The organism is Candidatus Ruminimicrobium bovinum, from assembly GCF_902760015.1.
In the GTDB taxonomy this organism is placed as follows: Bacteria; Elusimicrobiota; Endomicrobiia; order Endomicrobiales; family Endomicrobiaceae; genus Ruminimicrobium; species Ruminimicrobium bovinum.
Window position 1 is genome coordinate 1 of the sequence record NZ_CACWEU010000085.1, and the last position, 2,692, is coordinate 2,692.

4 protein-coding genes are annotated in these 2,692 nt (G+C 22.8%); all 4 read right to left on the reverse strand.

All coding sequences use genetic code 11. The annotated features are described in order from the left end of the window. The coding region (locus ACMUOV_RS02970; protein WP_413853563.1) for an amidase family protein at positions 1-348 on the reverse strand (348 nt) is incomplete at its 3' end. A gap of 10 nt (positions 349-358) precedes the next feature. Continuing rightward, positions 359-1,462, reverse strand: coding sequence for a hypothetical protein (locus ACMUOV_RS02975; RefSeq protein WP_413853564.1), 1,104 nt, complete (start codon positions 1,460-1,462; stop codon positions 359-361). Positions 1,463-1,465: 3 nt separating this feature from the next. Next, positions 1,466-2,530, reverse strand: coding sequence for a DNA adenine methylase (locus ACMUOV_RS02980; protein WP_413853565.1), 1,065 nt, complete (start codon positions 2,528-2,530; stop codon positions 1,466-1,468). 20 nt (positions 2,531-2,550) lie between these two features. Next, positions 2,551-2,673: an Asp-tRNA(Asn)/Glu-tRNA(Gln) amidotransferase subunit GatC gene (locus ACMUOV_RS02985; RefSeq protein WP_413853566.1), complete on the reverse strand. Its 123-nt coding sequence runs from the start codon at positions 2,671-2,673 to the stop codon at positions 2,551-2,553. Positions 2,674-2,692 lie beyond the last annotated feature (19 nt).

The window sequence follows — 2,692 nt, forward strand, 5'->3', positions numbered from 1 at the left end:
TCCTGCATCTTTTAATTTTGTAATAACGGTTGCATCGTAAGGTGCAATATAGTTTTCCAAAATTTTAGATGAAGCTGTCATTTTAATATCTTTTATTAAAATATTATCTTTAATTGCTATAGGTATACCTTCCAATACTCCTACATTTTCATTTTTAGCAATTTTGTCGTCGGAATTTTGTGCTTGTTTTAAAGCATAATCTTCACAAACAGAAATATATGCTTTTACTTTTGGATTTACTTCTTTAATTCTATCAAGGAAAGCTTTTGTTACTTCAATACTTGAAAGTTTTTTGCTTTTAATTTTTTCTGCAAGTTCCGTTGCAGTCATTTTAATGATTTCATTCATGATTTTACCATTACTCCTCTACAAATACCATATCAGCAATTGTATAATATGTTATTCCTCTAAATTTGAATTTAATTTTATTATTTTCTAATTTGCTTTTATTGAAACTCTTAATATAAGAGTCAATTTCTTTTTTTAATAATTTAAAATTTCTTTTTATTTTCCAAGAATCAGATATATTGTTTGAATCTATTAATACAAGAAAAAGTCTGTTTTCAGAACCAAGTCTCATTTCGCCTTGATTTTCATATAACCATTTTATTAAACTATCTTTATTGTTTTTTGTTTCTTCAATAATTTGTTTAGTTTCTTTAGAAAGTTGATTAAGAATTTTATTTATATTTTTCTTTTTCAAATTTTTTAATTGTTCAATTATTTGATGTTTTTTTATCTCTTCATTTGTTTTATCATCATAAATAATTGAATTTTCTCGTGCTAATTTAGTTAATATACCAATTTCAGATTTTAAACCTTTAATTTTTCTTTGTTCTTTAATAAATTCTTTTGGTAAATATGTTATTTTTAAATCTAACGGAATATCCTTTATAAAAAAATCAACACTTTTTGTTTTACCAACAGCAGATATGACTTTTTTATTACTTTTAAACAGATATTCAGTTAATATTGTAGTCCAATTGTTATACCAAGAATTTAATGTATATTTTTTTGTATGTTCAGATATCTCATTATCTATTTTGTTTATTATTTCATCATATAAATATGTTCTTTTAACATAAGTTATAATTTTCTTATCCAAAGAATTGTTAAAATCTCCACCCCAACTAAAATTTTGTAATTTATATAATTCTGCTTCTATTGTGTGAAAATTATTTTTAATTTCAATATTTTCTTTTTTATTATATTCTATTAAAAAAGAATTTATTTGTTGTTTATTTATTTCACCTTTTAGATATAGATTAAGATTATATAATTCTTCAAATATATTTTTAGAAGAAGATCTTATAGATAATTCACATTTATTCATAAACTGTTTTATAATTTCAGGTCTCATGATAGATTTTAATTTTAACCAAATTGTACCGGTTTCATTTTCTGTAAATTTATGTAGTTCTTGCTTGTCAAATAATTTATCCCAATTTAAAAAGCTTTTCATATTCTATTTAGGAGAACAAATAAATAATAATTCTTTGCTTCCTTTAACACTCCCTTTTCCACCGACATTATTGTAATATTCTTTAAAAGACAATTCAACATTTTTATATTTACTTATTAATTTAATCATTTCATCTTTATTAGGATAACTTCTATCATTATAGCTAATTAACCAATATGGTATTTTTTGTGCCTGTTTAAAAAGTTGTTCAAAAGAATTTATTATATCTTTTTTTGTATCAAAACCACTATAAATTTTAGGGAAATATTTATGTGTTGAATTAATAAATTTTTTGTTTTTCCAATATTGTGTATAAGTTTCTAATAAATGATAAAAAGATTGATAATCAGCATGACTATCACAATAAGGCGGATCCAAATAAAGTAAATCTATTTTGTTATTTAAATGTGCTATTAAAGAAATCGCATCTTCATTAAAACTTTTATTTTCTTGATGATTATCAAAAATTGAATTATTATATTCAGGCAATAATTCTATAAAAAGATCTTTTATAGGTCTTATTAAACTTCTGTTTCTTTTAATTCTTTCTTTGTTGTTTGCATATTCTAATGCTTTTGTATGTGTAAAATGTCCCATTGTAACTTTTCTGGTCATTGCTCTATTTATTATAGTTAAAGCTAAGGATTGTTTTGTTTTTGATAGTAATTCTACATTGCTCCTAAATGAATCTAAAAAACTACATTCCTCTTTTGTAAAAAAAATATTAGTAAATAAATTTTCCATTAAATTAAATTTGTTTTTATCACTATTTGGAGAAAATAAAATTTGTAAATCGTCATTGGTTAATCTAATATTATTATTTTCAATAAGAGCTTTCCCTATTTGGTTGTTAAAATTTAAAAAATCATTTGTATATACTTTATATCCTAACTGTTTAAAATAATATGCAACAGATTGCGAGCCGGCAAATGCATCCAAAACGGTTTTTGTGTTTTTTGTAATATATTTCCCAATCCAATTAAGATGTTTATATTTAGCACCTAAATATTGAGGTATAGGAAACTTATATTCTAAAAAATCATTGAAAAGTAATAAATTATTATCCATAAATAAATTCAAATTAAAATTTAATCTTCCAAATCCATAACTTTTTTAACTTTAAAAAAGTCTCCGTCCTGTTCTGGAGCATTTTTAAATAAAGCATCTATTGTTTCTTGCGAACTTTTTACTACAACATCTTCTCTCCACACATTTTGGCTTGTTCCGCCA

Excerpts from the sequence above, each read along its gene's own strand:
- ACMUOV_RS02975 (WP_413853564.1), bottom strand. The coding sequence starts at position 1,462 with ATGAAAAGCTTTTTAAATTGGGATAAATTATTTGACAAGCAAGAACTA.
- ACMUOV_RS02980 (WP_413853565.1), bottom strand. The coding sequence starts at position 2,530 with ATGGATAATAATTTATTACTTTTCAATGATTTTTTAGAATATAAGTTT.